The sequence below is a fragment of the Aequorivita xiaoshiensis genome (assembly GCF_022008395.1).
Lineage (GTDB): Bacteria > Bacteroidota > Bacteroidia > Flavobacteriales > Flavobacteriaceae > Aequorivita > Aequorivita xiaoshiensis.
On sequence record NZ_JAIRBB010000003.1, the window covers coordinates 104,765 to 117,289 of the forward strand.

The following is a 12,525-nucleotide window of genomic DNA, read 5'->3' on the forward strand; positions in this document are numbered from 1 at the left end:
TAATGAAAAAGGAAGAAGTACCACAAGATAAGAGTAATTTAGAATCTGCAAATTTTCGCGAACTCTGTTATGCGATTGACGAAAATGGTGAATATACCACAGCAAATAGCACTGGTTGGGAACCTAAAACAGTGGCATTAAACAATGCTATTGATGAAATAAACGATAGAATTGAAGATGCGAAAAAGCGTGTTTTAGAAGGAAAAACCAGCCCGATAGAATATCATATGGAACTCCATAAAATGGATGTTGGGATTTTAGCGAGCTATGTTGGATTATGGCAATGGAGGGTAAAAAGACATTTTAAGCCTTCGGTTTTTAAAAAATTAAAAATGAATACTTTGCAGAAGTACGCTGAGGTTTTCGAAATTTCAGTCGATGAATTAAAAACTATAAAGTGATAATTCTCAACATAGAAAACAATTAATTCCTTTAATGAGCACTTTTAAAACTTCGTAATTCATCCAGTTAAAACCTAAATTTTAATCGAATACAAATTGCCGCAACTCTATAAATACGATAGTTGTTTCTTATTTAGATTTGTGGTTAAAAACATTAATATTGAAAGAAGAAACCATAATAAATTTTACCCACCATCAAACTGCTCATTGTGAGAACGGGGTAGTTTCAAACTTGATGAAACACAACGGCTTTAGCGTTAGCGAGCCTATGGTTTTTGGTATTGGCAGTGGATTGCTATTCTGTTATATACCATTTCTAAAAGTAAATCATGCCCCTGTAATTACATATCGCGCTATGCCTGGTCATATCTTTAAAAAATTTGCCAAGCGTACTGGTATAAAAATGAAGCGTGAAAAGTTCAGTAATCCAAAAGAAGCGCAAAGCAAATTAGATGAAAATTTGGAGCGCAACAATCCTGTTGGTTTACAAGTGGGTGTTTATAACCTTTTATATTTTCCTGATGAATATCGTTTCCATTTCAACGCTCACAATATGGTGGTGTATGGAAAGCAAGATGGCCGTTATTTAATTAGCGATCCCGTAATGGAAGAAGTTACTTCACTTTCTGAAAAAGAATTGGAAAAAGTGCGATTTGCAAAAGGGGCTTTTGCACCTAAAGGGCATATGTATTACCCTATTTCTTTTCCTGAAAAACTAGAACTTGAAAAAGCAATTGTTTCAGGTATTAAAGATACTTGTAAGACTATGCTTGCGCCCATTCCAATTGTAGGAGTGAAGGGAATTAAAACTATTGCAAATTTAATTCGTAAATGGCCTAAGAAGAAAGGAATTAAAACTGCGAATCATTATTTAGGACAGGTAGTGCGAATGCAGGAAGAAATAGGAACTGGTGGCGGTGGATTCCGATATATTTATGCTGCATTTCTTCAGGAATCTGGTAAGTTAATAGGAAATGAAAAACTGATAGAACTTGCAAAAGAAATGACTGAAATTGGAGATTTATGGCGTGACTTTGCCGTTGAAGCGTCAAGAATTTATAAAAATAGATCGCGAAATGATGCAGGACAATCCGAAAATTATAACCAAGTAGCCAATCAGTTAGACCATATAGCTGACTTAGAAAAAGTGTTTTTCAAAAAATTAAAAAAGGCAATTTAATTAAGTTTTAAAATCCCTCATTGGTATTTAATTCAGTTTATGATACAAATTAATCAACTTTCAAAAAAATACAAAGGTGCCGAAGTATTTTCGGTTAAAGACCTTGATTTGAAAGTTGAGAAGGGTGAAATTTACGGTTTACTCGGTCCAAACGGAGCAGGTAAAACCACGCTTATTTCGATGCTAACTTCACTGTTAAAACCAACTTCAGGTACGTTTACTATTGATGATTTAAATTTTAAAGAGCATAAAAATGAGCTAAAACAATTAATAGGAATTGTGCCTCAGGAATACGCACTATACCCAACACTTACTGCATATGAGAACTTGGAGTATTTTGGGAGTATGTACGGTATAAACGGAGGAGCCTTAAAAAAATCTATCCAGCATCATTTGGAGATTATGGGGCTTTCAAAATTTGCCAATAAGAAAACGGCAACTTTTTCTGGAGGAATGAAACGCCGTGTAAACTTAATTGCGGGAATTCTTCATCAACCAAAAGTGTTGTTTCTAGATGAACCAACAGTTGGAGTAGATGTACAGTCGAAAAACGTAATTATAGACCATTTAAAATATTTAAACAAGCAGGGAACAACTATTGTTTACACCTCACATCATCTAAACGAAGCTGAGATTTTTTGTACGCGCGTTGCTATAATCGACAATGGAGAAATTATTGTTGAAGGAGTCCCTTCTGAATTAATAAACAATCATGTCGCTGCCAACAACCTCGAGGATGTGTTTTTGGCAAGAACGGGTAATGCACTTCGAGATTATGCATAAACTTTGGGCTTCAACATACAAAGAATTGCTACTGCTTTTACGCGATTTAGGCGGAATAGCAATCCTTTTCGTAATGCCAATGTTATTGCTTATAGTTATTACCTTGGTTCAGGATAGTACGTTTAAAACCATAAGCGACATTACAATTCCTGTGCTATTAGTGGATAATGATAAAGGGGAAGTTTCTAAGAATATTATAGATAACCTTTCCGAATCTAATTCCTTTCAAATTCTTCAAAAAGACAGTGAAGAAGAAGCGAAAGAAGCTGTTTTCGCAGGAAAATATCAGCTAGCTATCGTAATTCCTGAAAGTCTCTCTACGTCTCTTCAGAAGAAGGTAAATCAAAATGTTGAAGGAATATTATCCAAATTTGGATTGGAGGAAGATAGTTTGCTTGTTAAAAAAGAAACTATTCCAGTTAAGGAAGTCCGACTTTACTTTGATCCAGCTACACAAGTGAGTTTTAAGTCTTCAGTTAAAAATGGAATCGATAAAATGATTTCAAAAATTGAAACCCAAAGTATTTACAAAGCATTTCAATCGGAATTGGGGGAAGACGAAGACGAATCGATATTTGATACAGAAAATTTTATTGCTTTCAAGGAAATTTTACCAACTAAGAACAATGAAGAAATTGTTCCAAACTCGGCACAACACAATGTCCCAGCTTGGACGTTGTTTGCAATCTTTTTCATTATTGTTCCGCTATCAATAAATTTAGTAAAAGAAAAAAATCAAGGAACCTTTGTTCGATTACGAACTCAACCTGTAAATTATGCCACAGTTTTAGGAGGAAAAACGATAGTGTATTTAGGGGTTTGCCTTATTCAATTTACATTAATGTTGTTGGTGGGAATATATATTTTTCCAGCCATCGGACTTCCTGTGGTGGATGTAACAGGTAAACTGTTTTTGCTATATGTTGTAGCTATATTTTCAGGATTGGCTGCTATTGGTTTAGGGTTGCTTTTGGGAACGATAGCAAAAACCCAAGAGCAAGCAGCGCCGTTTGGAGCAACAACGGTCGTAATTTTAGCCGCACTCGGTGGGGTTTGGGTTCCAGTATTTGTGATGCCAAAATTTATGCAGTTGATTTCAAAAATATCTCCTATGAATTGGGGCTTGGAAGCATTTTATGATGTATTTTTAAGAAATGTGAGTTTTGTTAAAATCCTTCCTGAAATTTCATTATTATTGCTGTTTTTCCTGCTAACAATTTTAATAGCAATAATTTATAATCGTAGTAAAAATGCCGTCTGATAAAAATAATGAAATAAGTTTCACTTCTGAAATACGAGTGCGTTTCACCGAAACCGATCCATTAGGGATTGTTTGGCACGGGAATTATATACAATACTTTGAAGACGGTAGAGAAGCCTTTGGGCGCGAACACGGTATTTCGTATTTAGAGCAAAAGGCCAATGGATACACCTCACCAATTGTTAAATCTACTTGTGAGCATAAATTACCATTGCGATATGGAGATGTAGCAACTATCAAAACCACATTTGTACCCTCGCGTGCAGCAAAAATGATTTTTAAATACAAAATCTATAACCCTGAAGGGAAAGAAGTATGTGTAGGGGAAACTATTCAGGTTTTTTTAAATGAAGACGGAAAGCTCTCTCTTACAATGCCTGAGTTTTTTGCTAAGTGGAGAGAGAAAATGGGAGTTTAAAAATGGCTAAAACATATCTTTCATATAATAATATTTTTTCAAGTCTTGGATTTGATTCTGAAACTGTTATTGAAAAAATGTCTAATGACGTTTCAGGATTAGATAGATATGACAACAATTCTCTCTTACCTCAACCGTTTTGCGCTTCCTTACTTTCTACCGAGGTAGTAAGAGAAGAATTCAACAAAATATCAGACGCTTCAAAATATACTAAGCTTGAACAGATGTTAATTCTGTCGTTAAAAAAAGTTTTAGATGCATCTTCGATAACTTTAAATGAGCGGGTTGGGCTAATAATTTCGACAACTAAAGGAAATATTGACGTTCTTGAACAAGAAAGTAGTTTTCACGAAAGTCGCTCGTATTTAAGTGAGTTAGGAAAAACCCTAAAGGATTTCTTTGGGTTTAAAAGTGAGGCAATAGTCGTTTCTAATGCTTGTGTTTCGGGGGTTTTAGCAATTTCGGTAGCAAAGCGTTTTATTGCTGAAAATAGATACGACCACGTTTTTATTACAAGTGGAGATTTAGTTACTAAATTTATATTATCTGGATTTAATTCTTTTCAAGCCCTTTCATCAGAACCTTGTAAGCCTTACGATAAAAATAGAATAGGAATTAACCTAGGCGAAGTGGCAGCAAGTATTTTGGTTACCTCTTCAAAAATTCACTTAAATAGTGAAGCGGTTGAAATCTTAGGCGACGCTACTTGCAATGATGCTAATCATATTTCGGGCCCATCACGAACGGGTGAAGGTTTATATAGAAGTGTTAAGGCAGCAATGAAAGAGGCTAGTATAAAGGCATCAGATGTTGATTACGTGTCTGCACACGGAACTGCTACTGCATTTAACGATGAAATGGAAGCAATTGCATTTAATAGATTACAATTAGAAAACGTACCTTTAAATAGCTTAAAAGGATATTTCGGACACACTTTGGGTGCTTCTGGATTATTAGAAACTATCGTGGGGATGCATTCCGTAAAGAAAAATTTACTTTTTTCTTCCAAAGGATTTACCGAACTTGGGGTTTCACAAAATATAAACATAATAACGTCCAATACACCGAAAACCTTGAATGTTTTCCTAAAAACTGCATCAGGTTTTGGAGGTTGTAATACAGCAATAGTTTTTCAAAAAACAACCAATTAACCAACCATAATGCAAGCAAATAAAAAGAATATTAACGCATTTGAAGCTTTGGAAGAAGCGCATCGCATAGCCTTTGCGCCATTTGTTTTTCAGGCTTCAGTTTCGCTTCGGAAATTAGGGATCCTAGATTATATCTTTGAAAATAGAAAAGGTGGAGGACCTACAGCCGAAGAAATTTCTGAAAAACTTTCACTAAGTTCATATGGTGTGGGGGTGCTTCTTGAAATCGCAGAAACATCAAATATCGTTAATAAGTGTGAAGCAGGAAAGTATGAGTTGTCTAAGGTTGGTTATTTTTTAAATTACGACACAACAACAAGCGTAAACCTCAATTTTACTAATGAAGTTTGCTATAAAGGGCTGTTCCATTTAGACGATGCTATAAAAACTGGAAAACCTGAAGGGCTTAAAGAATTAGGCGAATGGCCAACTATATACGAAGGGCTTTCAAAATTACAACCAGAGGAACAAAAAGCTTGGTTCGATTTCGATCATCATTATTCCGATAACATTTTTGATGAAGCGCTTCAGAAGATTTTTCAAAAGGACATAAAAACCTTATTTGATATTGGTGGGAATACCGGAAAGTTTTCAATTAAGTGTGCCGAATTTAATAAAGAGGTAAACATTACTATTGTTGATTTACCTGGACAATTAAAAATAGCTTTAGCCAATGCCGAAAAACGAGGCTTTAAAGACAGCATTACAGGTCACCCAATAGATTGGCTTTCAGAAAATCCACAGATACCAACAGACGCAGATCTTATTTGGATGTGTCAGTTTTTAGATTGTTTTTCAGAAGATGAAATTTTAAAAATCTTGAAAACTTGCGCAGACTCGATGGATGATAATGCCGAGTTGATTATTGTTGAAACCTTTACAGATAGACAAGCATTTAAGGCTTCGCAGTTTATATTAGAAGCAACTTCACTTTATTTTACAGTGCTTGCAAATGGAAATAGTAAAATGTACCCTGCGAGTGTATTTATTAAATTGATAGAAGATGCTGGCTTGCAACTACACGAAGATTGCAAAATCGGGGAGTATCACACTATGCTAGTTTGTAAAAAGAAATCACAATAAAGTAGCGTATTTGAACATCTATACAAAGTTGAGATTCTAAAGAATTATAAAATTGACGAATAAACTTCACATAAAAAGTTACTCACATATTAAAAGGCAAACTGTCTCAGTAAACGGAAATGTGGTTTTTAAAGGAGATGATGCTGATTTTCCAAACTTTATAAAAAGTGCGTACAAACACTTGAAGACAAGTTATTCTAAGTTTTTCAAGATGGATAACCTCAGTAAGCTGGCATTTCTAGCGGCTGATACCTTGTTGATGCATGAAAGCTTAAGTGAAGAGGAAAACAATATTGCCCTTATACTTTCAAATAAAGCATCGAGTTTAGATACAGATAGAAAACACCAAAAATCAATTGAAAACCAAGAGGAATATTTCCCTAGTCCGGCAGTTTTTGTTTATACCTTACCAAACATTTGCCTTGGTGAGATAAGTATAAAACACAAGCTTTATTCTGAGAATAGTTTTTTTATCTTTGACCGCTTCAATGCCGAGCATTTATATCTGTATGCCAATAATTTATTGCAAAATAACAAAGCAGAAAAGGTATTATGTGGTTGGGTAGATTTTGATGAAAATAGCTATGAAGCTTTTTTATATTTAGTTGAAAGCAAAGGCGAAATAGTACATAACACTGAAGAAATAAACAGATTATATAATTTATTATGAGCGAATTAAAAGAAGAATTAAAGGCAAAAATAATTGAGCAATTAAACCTTGAAGATGTTTCAGTTGAAGAAATTGCTGACGATGACGCACTATTTGGCGATGGTCTTGGCTTAGATTCTATTGATGCTTTGGAGCTTATCGTAATGTTGGACAAAGATTACGGTATCCGTTTGAGTGATCCGAAAGAGGGCCGTAAAATATTTGAATCTGTACAAGTAATGGCAGATTATATAGATGCAAACCGCACTAAGTAATTATTGAATTTTGTAGACTGAGGGTAGTTAAAACCTTATTGAAAATTTTATAAAGTCTCTTGTTTAAATGAGTAAAGGCGTAGCGATAACCGGAATGGGGATTATTTCGGCCATTGGAAACAATGTAGCTGAAAACTTTGATGCGCTTATAAATCAAAAAAAAGGAATTACTCGTGTTGATAATATTAAAACCATACAACGCGAAGAAATTATGGTTGGCGAAATTAAATTCACAAACGATGAATTAATAGCTCAACTAGGTCTTCCACCTGAAAACAATTACTCTCGTACTGCGATGCTAGGTGTTATTGCAGCTAAAGAAGCCATTGCTCAGGCAGGAATAAGCGATATTAAAAAATACAAAACAGGCATTGTTTCGGGTACTAGTGTAGGCGGAATGGACATGACCGAAAAGTACTATTACGAATATCTCACCGAAAAAGAACCTCAAAAATATATTGAAAGTCATCACGCAGGAGATTCTACACAAAAAATTGCAGAGCAATTAGGCATTGAAGAAAGTTTTGTAACAACCATAAGTACTGCTTGTTCTTCTGCTGCCAATGCAATTATGTTGGGAGCGAGACTTATAAAATCTGGAAAATTAGATAGAGTAATAGTAGGCGGAGCCGATTGCCTTTCAAAATTTACCATCAACGGATTTAAAACCTTGATGATTTTAAGCGATACTTTCAACACTCCTTTCGACGAAGATAGAAAAGGACTAAACCTTGGAGAAGCAGCAGCTTATCTAGTTTTAGAAAGCGATAAAGTAGTTAAAGCTGAAAATAAAAAGATACTCGCTTACGTAAAAGGGTATGGAAATGCCAATGATGCATTTCATCAAACAGCATCTTCTGATGATGGTGATGGCGCAACACTAGCGATGAAAAAGGCTTTAAAAGTTGCCAATTTAAATCCGTCTGATATAGATTACATAAACGCTCACGGAACTGCAACAGGAAATAACGATCTTTCGGAAGGAAGGGCAATACTTCGCGTTTTTAAGGATGAAATGCCTGAATTTAGCTCAACAAAAGCGTATACCGGTCATACTTTGGCAGCCGCTGGAGCGATTGAAGCTGTTTATTCAGTTATGGCATTACAAGAAAATGTAATTTTTCCCAACCTGAATTTTAAAACTCCGATGAAAGAATTTAATTTAATTCCACAAACCATATTAAAGAAAAAAGATTTAAATACAGTACTTTCAAATTCATTAGGGTTTGGCGGTAATTGTTCAACTGTTATCTATTCAAAAGAAGCTTAATGAAAAAGGTATATATTAATAGTATCGCTTCTATTTCACCTCAAAAAACCTTTGAGAATGCGTCCTTTTTAGATGATATTATTGAATATAATGAAACTGTAATTTCTGCTTTCGACCCAAACTATAAAGAGCACATACCGCCTGCAGCTGCTAGACGGATGGCAAAAGGAATTAAAATGGGAGTGGTGGCTTCCAAACTTGCAATGAAAGAAGCAGGGATTGGAACAGTAGATGCTATAATTACAGGAACAGGCATGGGGTGTATGATCGATTCTGAAAAATTTGTCAGTGCTATTATTGATAACAACGAGCAATACTTGACCCCGACTTCCTTTATACAAAGTACTCACAATACAGTTGCTGGACAGATAGCTTTAGGAATGGAGTGTAAAGCCTATAATTTCACTTATGTTCACGCTGCCATTTCGTTTGAATCGGCTTTGCTAGATGCCAAAATGCAATTAGAAAATGACGAGGCAAACAATATATTAGTAGGTGGCGTAGAAGAATTAGGTGCGCATACAACCGATGTTCATCGGGTTATTAATCACATTAAACCTGAGGCAGTAACAATTTCAGAAGTTTTAAATTCCAATACTGAAGGAGCTGTGTTTAGTGAAGGTGCTAATTTTTTTGTGGTTTCTAACGATAGGAAAGAAAGCAGTTACGCTGAATTACTTGCTGTTGAAACATACAATACTCTTGAAAAAGACAAGGTTTCTGAAGCAATTAAGAGCGTTTTAAAAGAAAATAACTTAAAACCAGAAGACTTAGATGTTGTGGTGCTCGGTAATAATGGTGATGTAGAGTTTGATGGATATTACAATCAACTATCAAAAAACATCTTTAAAAATACGAAACAGGTTTACTACAAACACCTAGTTGGTGAAAATAATACAGTGTCGGCATTTGGGGTTTGGTTGGCTTCAAAAATTATTAAAACACAACAAATTCCAGCAATGGTTAATTTAAACGATATTGAAGCAACAGAACCTAACATTATTTTGTGTTACAATCAATATCGCGGTGAAAACCACAGTCTTGTACTCCTGAAAAAATGTTGAAATTCTACACCATAAACGCCATAGCCTTAGTAATCTTTTTTGGATTGCTGCTAACAGGTTTTTTTGGTGATGTACCGGTTTGGCTTTATATATTATTTGTAATTATTTGGATAGTAATTACTGCTATTGGGTCTTTTCAAATAAAATGGAATTATCATTTAGAGTCATTAAACCACAATTATAAAACTTCAAAAAACTATATATCCATCACTTTCGACGATGGACCTAATTCAGATTATACACCAAAAGTTCTTTCGCTTTTAAAGAAACACAACGCAAAAGCTACTTTTTTCATAATAGGAAAAAATGCTGAAAAACACCCAGACTTAGTCCGTGAAATAATAGCAGATGGACATACTATAGGAAATCACTCATTTTCACACGCCAATACTTTTGGATTTTTTTCTTCTGAAAAAATTATAGCCGATTTAAAAAAATCTGATTGCGTTCTGAAAGAAATCACAGGAAAGGAAATTAAATTATTTCGTCCTCCTTTTGGTGTAACAAATCTGAATATCAAAAAAGCTTTGAAAAAAACTGGGCATCACTCTATTGGTTGGAGTAAACGCAGTTTGGATACTACGAACCTTCCAGAAGAAAAGATTTTAAAACGGATTATTCCCAACCTGAGAAAAGGTGATATAGTGTTACTTCACGATAGCAGTTCAAAATCCGTTGCCGTATTGGAACAGTTATTGTTAACTTTGACTCCGCACGAACTGCAGTCGGTTTCGGTGGATCGTTTGCTAGAAATAGAACCTTATGCGTAATTATCTTTTTTTACTAGTTTTTGTTTTAATCGGCGGTAGTATTGCAGCACAAGAAGTTGCGATGAGTGCTTCTGAAATTTCTGCTTTCAAACAAAAAGTTATCGCTACTGCAAAAAGCACAAATTCAATTAAAGCTGATTTTGTGCAATTCAAGCACCTAGATTTTTTAGCCAATGATGTGCAAACTTCAGGAAAAATGGTGTTTAAAGCTCCAAATTTGGTAAAATGGGAGTACACAAATCCTTATCAATACAGCGTAATTTTTAAAGAAGATAAGCTGCTTATCAATGATGGAGGCACTAAAAGTAAAGTCGATATTGGAAATAGCAATCTCTTTAAGAAATTAAACGAGTTAATCGTGAATAGCGTAAAAGGCAATATGTTTAACGACGCCGATTTTAGGGTTTCATTTTATAAAGTATCAAAACATTACAAAGCGGTTTTTGTGCCTAAAGACAAAAAAATAGCTAATTATATAGCGTCTTTCGAATTGCTTTTTAACAAAGATGACGCACAGGTTCACGAGGTAAAAATGATTGAGCCATCAAAGGACTTTACAAGGATTATATTTAGCAATCGAGTTTTAAACAGTAAGGTTAATGATTCGGTTTTTAGTAATTAGTCTATCCCTTGTTTTCTCTTTAACGTCCTGCTCTTTAAAGACTACAGAAGGATTGCGACCAATTGGTTTGAATGAGAATGGCAAGTTGAATAAAGAGGTGGAAAATCTATATTTTTCTAATCCAGAAATAGACTATGTTTATAAAGCGAAAATCAAGGTTTACAAAAAAAATTTCGGTGGAATATTAATTGTAAAAAAAACAGGGCCAAAAAATCACAGAGTAGTTTTTACAACTGAATTTGGAAGTAAATTATTAGACTTTCAGTTTGACGGAGATAAGTTTACCAAGAATTTTGTTGTTGAAGACTTAGATAAAAAATTTATAATTAATATTTTGAGAGACGATTTCAAATTATTGATAACTGAAAAATCTGATATTTTAAAAGCTTTTAGTTCTGAAGTACACAATGTTTTTAAAGCACAGTCCGAGGAACGATTCAATTATTACTTTTTTGAAAAAGGAACGGGAAAGCTTCAAAAAATTGTAAATACAACGAAAAGAAAAGAAAAAGTTGAGGTTAATTTTACTTCAACTGAAAAAGAAATCGCAGACATCATAAGCATTAAACACAATAATTTCAAGTTAACGATAGACTTGGAAAAATTCAAAAAAAAATGATATGCTCATAGAAGGATTATACAAAATAATTGCTATTGAGAAGACCGAAAAAGGCATCATGGCAAAAGTTCACTTAGACAAAAATCACGATATTTTTAAAGGGCATTTTCCTGGAAATCCAGTTATGCCAGGAGTTTGTATGATTCAGATTATAAAGGAGCTCACTGAAAAAACAGTGGAAAAGGAATTGTTTTTGGCGGTTTCTTCGAATATAAAATTTATGGCAATTATCAATCCTGAAAAAAATTCTGAGTTGCAGCTTGCTATAGATATTACTGAAGAAAATGGTGAGGTAAAGGTGAAAAACACTACATCTTTTGAAGATACTATAGCTCTAAAGTTAAGTGCTACGTTTAAGATTATTTAATATTTATCTAAGCCTAAGAAGGTTTTTAAACCTATTAGATTTAGAATTTACAATTATGAAAAACATATTTATATTATTCTTTTTCATTTCCTTCATAGGAAACGCCCAAGTTTTAGGAGAAATTCGTTCGCAATACTCAAAAGCAGTTGAGAGCCCTGAGGTAACCGAAAAGTTGTATGGCGAGCTTGCAAAAATAAGCACATCGACCAAGCCTGTATTGCATGCCTACAAAGGAGCAATATTAACGTTGAAAGCCAAGTTTTCAAAAAATAAACGCGATAAAAAGGATTTTTTTAAAGAAGGCGTTTCTTTACTTGAATCTGCTGTAGAGTTAGATTCGCTGAATACCGAAATTAGATACATCCGTTTATCAGTTCAAGAAAATTCGCCAAAATTCTTAGGGTATCACAAAAATATTGAGGCAGATAAAGATTTTATTTTAAAAAATTACGGAACTCTATCCTCTAAGACTTTAAAAATCCTTGTAAAAGATTTTGTTTTAAACTCTAATAATTTTGATGAAACTGAAAAGTTAGGGTTGAATTAAACTAAGCAAAACCATTACTTCAACTGCAATAACTTATATTTGTTGCGTGCTCTTTTCCTCAGTGG

At 34.1% G+C, this 12,525-nt stretch carries 16 protein-coding genes; all 16 read left to right on the plus strand.

What is annotated here, in order from left to right:
* The first annotated feature begins 2 nt into the window (after positions 1 to 2).
* The 16 genes from DarG (at position 3) to K8344_RS05925 (ending at position 12,460) form a co-directional block, all read left to right on the plus strand.
* The gene (gene DarG, locus K8344_RS05850; RefSeq protein WP_237607815.1) at positions 3 to 401 is read left to right on the plus strand and encodes a flexirubin biosynthesis protein DarG; all 399 of its coding nucleotides are present in this window, start codon (positions 3 to 5) and stop codon (positions 399 to 401) included.
* Between the two features lie 160 nt (positions 402 to 561).
* Positions 562 to 1,581 (plus strand): BtrH-related acyltransferase DarH, encoded by a 1,020-nt coding sequence (darH, locus tag K8344_RS05855; RefSeq protein WP_237607816.1) that lies wholly within the window; start codon positions 562 to 564, stop codon positions 1,579 to 1,581.
* A gap of 39 nt (positions 1,582 to 1,620) precedes the next feature.
* The gene (locus K8344_RS05860; RefSeq protein WP_237607817.1) at positions 1,621 to 2,364 is read left to right on the plus strand and encodes an ABC transporter ATP-binding protein; all 744 of its coding nucleotides are present in this window, start codon (positions 1,621 to 1,623) and stop codon (positions 2,362 to 2,364) included.
* Positions 2,357 to 3,625: an ABC transporter permease gene (locus K8344_RS05865; RefSeq protein WP_237607818.1), complete on the plus strand. Its 1,269-nt coding sequence runs from the start codon at positions 2,357 to 2,359 to the stop codon at positions 3,623 to 3,625. The genes K8344_RS05860 and K8344_RS05865 overlap by 8 nt, the downstream gene beginning before the upstream one ends.
* A complete protein-coding gene (locus K8344_RS05870) occupies positions 3,615 to 4,043 on the plus strand; it encodes an acyl-CoA thioesterase (protein ID WP_185097926.1) in 429 nt (142 codons plus the stop codon). The genes K8344_RS05865 and K8344_RS05870 overlap by 11 nt, the downstream gene beginning before the upstream one ends.
* 2 nt (positions 4,044 to 4,045) lie before the next feature.
* Complete coding sequence (locus K8344_RS05875) at positions 4,046 to 5,194, plus strand: beta-ketoacyl synthase N-terminal-like domain-containing protein (RefSeq protein WP_237607819.1); 1,149 nt, start codon at positions 4,046 to 4,048, stop codon at positions 5,192 to 5,194.
* 9 nt (positions 5,195 to 5,203) lie between these two features.
* The gene (locus K8344_RS05880; protein ID WP_237607820.1) at positions 5,204 to 6,277 is read left to right on the plus strand and encodes a methyltransferase; all 1,074 of its coding nucleotides are present in this window, start codon (positions 5,204 to 5,206) and stop codon (positions 6,275 to 6,277) included.
* 52 nt (positions 6,278 to 6,329) lie between these two features.
* On the plus strand, positions 6,330 to 6,947 hold the full coding sequence (locus K8344_RS05885) for a 3-oxoacyl-ACP synthase (protein ID WP_237607821.1): 618 nt from the start codon (positions 6,330 to 6,332) through the stop codon (positions 6,945 to 6,947).
* Positions 6,944 to 7,201 carry a phosphopantetheine-binding protein gene (locus K8344_RS05890; protein WP_237607822.1) on the plus strand — a complete coding sequence of 86 codons (258 nt, stop codon included), beginning with the start codon at positions 6,944 to 6,946 and terminating at the stop codon, positions 7,199 to 7,201. Before K8344_RS05885 ends, K8344_RS05890 begins: the two co-directional genes overlap by 4 nt.
* Positions 7,202 to 7,268: 67 nt before the next feature.
* Positions 7,269 to 8,471 (plus strand): beta-ketoacyl-[acyl-carrier-protein] synthase family protein, encoded by a 1,203-nt coding sequence (locus tag K8344_RS05895; protein ID WP_237607823.1) that lies wholly within the window; start codon positions 7,269 to 7,271, stop codon positions 8,469 to 8,471.
* Positions 8,471 to 9,535 (plus strand): beta-ketoacyl synthase N-terminal-like domain-containing protein, encoded by a 1,065-nt coding sequence (locus K8344_RS05900; protein ID WP_237607824.1) that lies wholly within the window; start codon positions 8,471 to 8,473, stop codon positions 9,533 to 9,535. Before K8344_RS05895 ends, K8344_RS05900 begins: the two co-directional genes overlap by 1 nt.
* Positions 9,529 to 10,305, plus strand: a complete 777-nt coding sequence (locus tag K8344_RS05905; RefSeq protein ID WP_237607825.1) for a polysaccharide deacetylase family protein — start codon at positions 9,529 to 9,531, stop codon at positions 10,303 to 10,305. Before K8344_RS05900 ends, K8344_RS05905 begins: the two co-directional genes overlap by 7 nt.
* Positions 10,298 to 10,927 carry a flexirubin biosynthesis/transport protein LolA2 gene (gene lolA2, locus K8344_RS05910; protein WP_237607826.1) on the plus strand — a complete coding sequence of 210 codons (630 nt, stop codon included), beginning with the start codon at positions 10,298 to 10,300 and terminating at the stop codon, positions 10,925 to 10,927. The genes K8344_RS05905 and lolA2 overlap by 8 nt, the downstream gene beginning before the upstream one ends.
* Positions 10,905 to 11,546 carry a flexirubin biosynthesis protein LolB2 gene (gene lolB2, locus K8344_RS05915; RefSeq protein WP_237607827.1) on the plus strand — a complete coding sequence of 214 codons (642 nt, stop codon included), beginning with the start codon at positions 10,905 to 10,907 and terminating at the stop codon, positions 11,544 to 11,546. The genes lolA2 and lolB2 overlap by 23 nt, the downstream gene beginning before the upstream one ends.
* Position 11,547: 1 nt before the next feature.
* The gene (locus K8344_RS05920; RefSeq protein WP_237607828.1) at positions 11,548 to 11,913 is read left to right on the plus strand and encodes an ApeI family dehydratase; all 366 of its coding nucleotides are present in this window, start codon (positions 11,548 to 11,550) and stop codon (positions 11,911 to 11,913) included.
* A 55-nt stretch (positions 11,914 to 11,968) separates the two neighbouring features.
* Positions 11,969 to 12,460 (plus strand): hypothetical protein, encoded by a 492-nt coding sequence (locus K8344_RS05925; protein ID WP_237607829.1) that lies wholly within the window; start codon positions 11,969 to 11,971, stop codon positions 12,458 to 12,460.
* Positions 12,461 to 12,525: the final 65 nt, after the last annotated feature.

What these genes read in the sequence shown, in the direction of transcription:
- K8344_RS05925 (WP_237607829.1), top strand. Translation starts at nt 11,969, where the DNA reads ATGAAAAACATATTTATATTATTCTTTTTCATTTCCTTCATAGGAAAC.
- K8344_RS05880 (WP_237607820.1), top strand. Translation starts at nt 5,204, where the DNA reads ATGCAAGCAAATAAAAAGAATATTAACGCATTTGAAGCTTTGGAAGAA.
- K8344_RS05900 (WP_237607824.1), top strand. Translation starts at nt 8,471, where the DNA reads ATGAAAAAGGTATATATTAATAGTATCGCTTCTATTTCACCTCAAAAA.
- K8344_RS05870 (WP_185097926.1), top strand. Translation starts at nt 3,615, where the DNA reads ATGCCGTCTGATAAAAATAATGAAATAAGTTTCACTTCTGAAATACGA.
- K8344_RS05920 (WP_237607828.1), top strand. Translation starts at nt 11,548, where the DNA reads ATGCTCATAGAAGGATTATACAAAATAATTGCTATTGAGAAGACCGAA.
- K8344_RS05890 (WP_237607822.1), top strand. Translation starts at nt 6,944, where the DNA reads ATGAGCGAATTAAAAGAAGAATTAAAGGCAAAAATAATTGAGCAATTA.
- K8344_RS05895 (WP_237607823.1), top strand. Translation starts at nt 7,269, where the DNA reads ATGAGTAAAGGCGTAGCGATAACCGGAATGGGGATTATTTCGGCCATT.
- lolA2 (WP_237607826.1), top strand. Translation starts at nt 10,298, where the DNA reads ATGCGTAATTATCTTTTTTTACTAGTTTTTGTTTTAATCGGCGGTAGT.
- K8344_RS05860 (WP_237607817.1), top strand. Translation starts at nt 1,621, where the DNA reads ATGATACAAATTAATCAACTTTCAAAAAAATACAAAGGTGCCGAAGTA.
- K8344_RS05875 (WP_237607819.1), top strand. Translation starts at nt 4,046, where the DNA reads ATGGCTAAAACATATCTTTCATATAATAATATTTTTTCAAGTCTTGGA.
- K8344_RS05905 (WP_237607825.1), top strand. Translation starts at nt 9,529, where the DNA reads ATGTTGAAATTCTACACCATAAACGCCATAGCCTTAGTAATCTTTTTT.
- lolB2 (WP_237607827.1), top strand. Translation starts at nt 10,905, where the DNA reads ATGATTCGGTTTTTAGTAATTAGTCTATCCCTTGTTTTCTCTTTAACG.
- DarG (WP_237607815.1), top strand. Translation starts at nt 3, where the DNA reads ATGAAAAAGGAAGAAGTACCACAAGATAAGAGTAATTTAGAATCTGCA.
- K8344_RS05865 (WP_237607818.1), top strand. Translation starts at nt 2,357, where the DNA reads ATGCATAAACTTTGGGCTTCAACATACAAAGAATTGCTACTGCTTTTA.